Genomic DNA, 6,391 nt, shown 5'->3' with positions numbered 1-6,391 from the left:
CGCCGCGTCGCCGCCGGCCGCCGCGTCGCCGCCGCCCGCCGCGCTTGCGCCGGGAGCCGCGCCTGCGCCGGGAGCCGCGCCTGCGCCGGGAGCCGCCTTCCCGGCCTGGGCCTGCCGCGCCCCCTGCACGATGTCGCGGACGCCGCCGAAGATGCCGTCGAGCCGCTGCACCCGGGCCTGGGTCGCCTGCGGGTCGGCGAGCTGGCCGGTCCGCTTCCCGGTCAGTTGCTCGGTGATCGCCCACGCCTGGTCCAGGCGGGTGGCCATGGCCACCTCCCACGGGACCATCGGACACGCGGCCCCGGCGACATCCACGTCGCCGTCACAGCCGGCGGCGGCGCGGCGCTGCTGGATCAGGTCGACCACGGCCTGCCGGTTGGCGATCCGGGCCGGCGAGTTGGCGTCCGGATTCTGCCGCTGTCCGGCGATGAAGGTCAGGTTGTTGCGCAGCGCCGTGTCCAGGCCCTGGCAGTTCTCTGCCGCCTGACCGGTCCCGGTCGCGACCGCGAACGCCGCGCCGGCCGTCACCGCGAGCGCGACCCCGCCGGCGATCTTCCGCTGACGGGACGAACCCGTCACTCTTCGTCTGCTCGTCGTGCCCCTGCTCCACGCCATCGAAGCTCCTCCGCCTCGTCGTCACGGTGTCCGGCATCCGATGCGGGATACGGGGGCGACTGCGGAGACGGTTCACGTCGCGGCACGGCGACGGCGCAAAGTTCGACGGAGGGTGAGTGTTGGGGGATCGTCGGCTACTGCGAGTAGTGCGTGGCTGGTCGATGTTCCGGTGAGCGATATACCTCTGAGTCATCAATATGCCTCAGAGGTATATCGCTCACCACGACATGTCTCCCCGGCGACGAGCTGACCGGCCGGCCGCGAGCTGAACAATCGGCCCCCGAGCCGACGGACCGGCCTGCGACCCGACCAACCGGACCGCGACCCGACCCGGGAACAGTGCGGTCAGTCGCGGCGGAGCCAGAGCACGCCCAGCGGCGGGACCCGCAGCGCGACCGACGCGGGCATCCCGTGCCACGGCACGTCCTGCGCGTGCACCGCGCCGAGGTTGCCGACCCCGGAGCCGCCGTAGTGGTGGGCGTCGGTGTTGATCACCTCGGTCCAGGTGCCGCCGGCCGGCAGCCCGATCCGGTAGTCCTCCAGCGGCAGCGCGGAGAAGTTCGCCACGCAGACCAGCGTCGCGCCGTCGGGGGCGATCCGGACGAACGAGACGGTGTTGTGGGCGACGTCGTCGCCGGCGATCCACCGGAAGCCGGCCGGGTCGGTGTCCTGCGCCCACAGCGCCGGCGTCGCCCGGTAGACCGTGTTGAGGTCCCCGACGAGGCGTTGCACGCCGGCCCGGGCGGGGTCGTGGGTCAGGTACCAGTCGAGGCCGCGCTCCTCGCTCCACTCCCGGTCGTCGGCCAGTTCGCAGCCCATGAAGAGCAGCTGCTTGCCCGGGTGCGCCCACATGTACGCCAGCAGCGCCCGCACGTTGGCCAGCCGCTGCCAGGTGTCGCCCGGCATCTTGGCCGCGAGCGAACCCTTGCCGTGCACCACCTCGTCGTGGCTGATCGGCAGCACGTAGTTCTCGCTCCAGGCGTACGCCAGCGAGAAGGTGAGCTGATGGTGGTGGTGCTGGCGGTAGATCGGGTCCTTGGCGGTGTAGAGCAGGGTGTCGTGCATCCAGCCCATGTTCCACTTGAACCCGAAGCCGAGCCCGCCCTCGGCGGTCGGCCGGGTCACCCCCGGCCACGCGGTGGACTCCTCGGCGACCATCACCACCCCGGCGTGGTGCTTGTAGACCGTCGCGTTGACCTCCTGCAGGAACGCGATCGCCTCCAGGTTCTCCCGGCCGCCGTGCACGTTCGGGGCCCACTGCCCCTCCTGGCGGGAGTAGTCCAGGTAGAGCATCGAGGCGACGGCGTCCACCCGAAGTCCGTCGACGTGGAACTCCTCGCACCAGTAGAGCGCGTTGGCGACGAGGAAGTTGCGCACCTCGCGGCGGCCGAAGTCGAAGACGTACGTGCCCCAGTCCGGGTGCTCGCCGCGCCGCGGGTCGGCGTGCTCGTACAGCGGGGTGCCGTCGAAGCGGGCCAGCGCCCACTCGTCCTTGGGGAAGTGTGCCGGCACCCAGTCCAGGATCACGCCGATGCCGGCGCCGTGCAGCCGGTCGACCAGGTGGCGGAAGTCGTCCGGGTCGCCGAAGCGGGAGGTCGGCGCGAAGTAGCCGGTGACCTGGTAACCCCAGGACCCGCCGAACGGGTGCTCCATCACCGGCAGGAACTCCACGTGGGTGAAGCCCATCTCGGTGACGTACGCGGTCAACTGCTCGGCCAGTTCCCGGTAACCCAGGCCGGGCCGCCAGGAGCCGAGGTGCACCTCGTACACGCTCATCGGCTCCTGGTGCGGCTGCCGCAGGGCCCGCCGCTCCAACCAGGCGGCGTCCGACCACTCGTACGTCGAGTGGTGGACCACCGAGGCCGTGGCCGGCGGCACCTCCGCGTACGCGGCCAGCGGGTCGGCCTTGTCCCGCCACCGCCCGTCGGCACCGAGGATCCGGTACTTGTACCGGGCCCCGATCCGCGCCTGCGGCACGAAGATCTCCCACACGCCGCTGGAACCGAGCGAGCGCATCGGCCAGCCGTCGTCCGCGCCCCAGCCGGTGAAGTCGCCGACCACCCGCACGCCCCGGGCGTTGGGCGCCCACACCGAGAACGCCACGCCCTCGTCGAAGACCCGCGCGCCGAGCGCCTCCCAGAGCCGCTCGTGGCGCCCCTCGCCGATCAGGTGCAGGTCCAGCTCGCCGATGGTCGGCGGGTAGCGGTACGGGTCGTCGGTGACCTGCCCGTCGGCCTCGATCCGGTAGTCGAGCACGGTGCCCTCGACCCGGGTCTCGAAGACCCCGACGTCGTGCACCCGCTTCATCGGGTGCCGCTCGTGGCCGACCAGCAGCATCACGTCGCCGGCGCCCCGGCGCATCGCGCGGATCGTGGTCCACCCGTCGGTGGGATGCGCGCCGAGCAGGGCGTGCGGGTCGTGGGTCTCGCCGGCGATCAGCTGGTCCATCGCGCGTCCTCCGGGGCGGGAGCGGTCGGGGCGGTGCCGCCCGAGAGGTCGGTCGGCACGTCGGCGACGGTGAGGTCGGCCGGGGCGTGCCCGGTGGGCTCCGCCGCGGCCGCGGCGGCCGGACGGCGAACGGTCAGCACGTGCGCGGGCTGAAGATACGGGTCGAGGCGGACGGCGTTGCGCTGCCCCCACTCGTAGCTGGCGCCGGTCAGTTCGTCGTGGACGGTGAACCGCTCGTGCCAGTCGAGGCCGAGAGCGGGCATGTCGAGGGTGGTGTTGCCCCACTGCACACTGCGGGAGTCGAACGAGCAGACCACGATGACGGTGTTGCCGCTGTTTGGGTCGTGTTTGGACCAGCAGAGCAGCGCCGGGTTGTCGATGTCGTGGAAGCGCAGGTTGCGCAGCTGGTGCAGGGCGGGGTTGTCCCGGCGTACCCGGTTGAGGGTGGCGATGAACGGCGCCAGCGAGCGGCCCTGCGCCTGCGCGCCGGCCCAGTCCCGGGGGCGCAGCTCGTACTTCTCGTTGTCCAGGTACTCCTCGGCGCCGGGGCGGGCGACGTGCTCGAAGAGCTCGAAGCCGGCGTACACGCCCCAGGAGGGGGAGAGCAGCGCGGCCAGCACCGCCCGGATCTTGAACATCGGCGGGCCGCCGTGCTGCAACGAGGAGTGCAGGATGTCCGGGGTGTTGGGCCAGAAGTTCGGTCGCATGTAGTCGGCCGCCGCGACCAGTTCCTCGCAGTACGCCCGCATCTCGGCCGCCGACGTGCGCCAGGTGAAGTACGTGTACGACTGGGTGAACCCGATCTTGCCCAGCCCGTGCATGATGGCCGGTCGGGTGAACGCCTCGGCGAGGAAGAGCACGTCCGGGTCGACCTTTTTGACCTCGGCGATCAACCAGTGCCAGAAGTCGAACGGCTTGGTGTGCGGGTTGTCCACCCGGAAGATCCGGATCCCCTCGCCGACCCAGTGCAGCACCACCCGCAGCACCTCGGCCCGGATCCCCTCCGGGTCGTTGTCGAAGTTCAGCGGGTAGATGTCCTGGTACTTCTTCGGCGGGTTCTCCGCGTACGCGATGCTGCCGTCGGCCCGGGTGGTGAACCACTCCGGGTGCTCGGTCACCCAGGGGTGGTCCGGCGCGCACTGCAACGCCAGGTCCATCGCCACCTCCAGGCCCTGCTCGGCGGCGGCGGCGACGAAGTCGCGGAAGTCCTCCGGCGTACCCAGGTCGGGGTGGATGGCGTCGTGGCCGCCCTCGGCGGCGCCGATCGCCCACGGCGAGCCCACGTCGTCGGGCCCGGCGGTGAGCGAGTTGTTGGGGCCCTTGCGGTTGACCCGGCCGATCGGGTGGATCGGCGGCAGGTAGAGCACGTCGAAGCCCATCGCCGCGACGCCCGGCAGCCGTTCCATCGCGGTGCCGAAGGTGCCCGAGCGGGCCGGGGCGTCGACGGTGGCCGGGATCGCGCCCTCGGAGCGGGGGAAGAACTCGTACCAGGCGGAGAAGAGCGCGCGGGGGCGGTCCACCCAGAGCCGGTGCTCCGCGCCGGTGGTGACCAGCTCGCGCACCGGGTGCTCCCAGAGCAGGTCGGCCAGCTCCAGGGCCGGGGCGACCCGGCGGGGCAGGTCCAGCTCGGTGTCGCGCAGCGCGGCCACGGCGGCCTTCACCCGCACGACGTCGGCGGCCGGCACCAGCTCGGTCGCCGCCGTCAGCACGCGCGCGCCCTCGGCGAGATCGTTGGCCAGCTCCGCCGGTCCCTGCCCGGCGGCGATCTTCTTGGTCACCGCGTTCTGCCAGGTGAGGTAGGGATCTCCGAACGCCTCGACGGTGAAGACCCAGTCGCCGACCGCGTCGGGTCGGATGGTGGCGTGCCAGGTGTCCTGGCCCGGCTCGCCGGGCCGCATCCGGGTGAAGGGTCGCGCCGCGCCGTCCGGGCCGAGCCAGACCACGTTGCAGCCGAGCGCGTCGTGCCCCTCCCGGTAGGCGCGGGCCGACACGGGCACCACCTCGCCGACCACCGCCTTGGCCGGATAGCGACCGCAGGCGACGACGGGGGAGACGTCTTCGATCGGGAACCGTCCGCTCACCCCGCCAACCTACTGCGCGAGATCGCTTCGCGCTCGGGTCAGCCTGCGGCTCCCACCGACCGGTACACCTCCATCGTGCGGGCCGCGACGGCGTCCCAGGAGAAGTGCTCCACCGCCCGCCACCGCCCGGCCCGGCCGAGTTCCGCGGCGCGCGCCGGGTCGGCCAGCACCTCGTTGATCCGGGCGGCCAGGTCGGCCACGAACCGCTCCGGCTCCAGCGGCCGGCCGGAGCCGTCGCCGGCCTGCTCGATCGGCACCAGCACTCCGGTCTCGCCGTCGGCGACCACCTCGGGGATGCCGCCGGTGGCGGTCGCCACCACGGCCGTCTCGCAGGCCATCGCCTCCAGGTTGACGATGCCCATCGGCTCGTAGACGGACGGGCAGACGAAGATCGTCGCGTGGGTGAGCACCTGGATCACCTCGTGCTTGGGCAGCATCTCGGCCACCCAGACCACCCCGGAGCGGTTGGCCCGCAGCTCGCCGACCAGGCCCTCCACCTCGGCGGCGATCTCCGGGGTGTCCGGGGCACCGGCGAGCAGCACCAGCTGGGTGTCGGCGGGCAGCTCCCGGGCGGCGCGCAGCAGGTAGGGCAGTCCCTTCTGCCGGGTGATCCGGCCGACGTAGACCACGCTGGGGCGGGACGGGTCGATGCCGAGCCGGTCGACGACGTCGGTGCCGGGGTCCGGGGCGTACTGGGCGGTGTCGATGCCGTTGTAGACCACCCGGACCCGGTCCGGGTTCACCTCCGGGTACGCGGTGAGCACGTCACGGCGCATCCCCGCGCTGACCGCGATGATCGCGTCGGCCGCCTCCACCGCCGTGCGCTCGCACCAGGACGACAGCGCGTACCCGCCGCCGAGCTGTTCGGCCTTCCACGGGCGCAGCGGCTCCAGGCTGTGCGCGGTCACCACGTGCGGCACGCCGTGCAGCAGCTTCGCGGTGTGCCCGGCCAGGTTGGCGTACCAGGTGTGGCTGTGCACCACGTCGGTGCCGGCGCAGCCCGCGGCCATCTCCAGGTCGACGCCCATGGTGCGCAGCGCGGCGTTCGCGCCGGCCAGGCCGGCCGGTTCGGCGTACGCGGTAACGCCCGCCTCGGTGCGCGGCGCGCCGAAGCAGTGCACCCGTACGTCGGCGAGTCGGCGCAGCTCGCGGGCCAGGTACTCGACGTGCACGCCGGCGCCGCCGTACACCTCGGGCGGGTACTCCCGGGTCAGCAGATCCACGCGCAGCCGTGCCGATTCCGTCAT

General features: G+C 72.6%; 3 protein-coding genes and 1 pseudogene. All 4 read right to left on the bottom strand.

Annotation, left to right across the window (positions count from 1 at the left end):
• A pseudogene (locus V6U89_RS15695) lies at window positions 1-579 on the bottom strand (hypothetical protein); the annotation flags it as partial.
• A 381-nt stretch (window positions 580-960) separates the two neighbouring features.
• Window positions 961-3,063, bottom strand: coding sequence for a 1,4-alpha-glucan branching protein GlgB (gene glgB, locus V6U89_RS15690; RefSeq protein WP_334571865.1), 2,103 nt, complete (start codon window positions 3,061-3,063; stop codon window positions 961-963).
• Complete coding sequence (locus V6U89_RS15685; RefSeq protein ID WP_334571862.1) at window positions 3,051-5,144, bottom strand: alpha-1,4-glucan--maltose-1-phosphate maltosyltransferase; 2,094 nt, start codon at window positions 5,142-5,144, stop codon at window positions 3,051-3,053. Before V6U89_RS15685 ends, glgB begins: the two co-directional genes overlap by 13 nt.
• A gap of 38 nt (window positions 5,145-5,182) precedes the next feature.
• Window positions 5,183-6,391, bottom strand: a complete 1,209-nt coding sequence (gene glgA, locus V6U89_RS15680) for a glycogen synthase (protein WP_334571859.1) — start codon at window positions 6,389-6,391, stop codon at window positions 5,183-5,185.

The organism is Micromonospora sp. CPCC 206171 (assembly GCF_036906755.1).
Lineage (GTDB): Bacteria > Actinomycetota > Actinomycetes > Mycobacteriales > Micromonosporaceae > Micromonospora > Micromonospora purpureochromogenes.
This window is presented reverse-complemented; position numbering and strand designations above follow the sequence as displayed.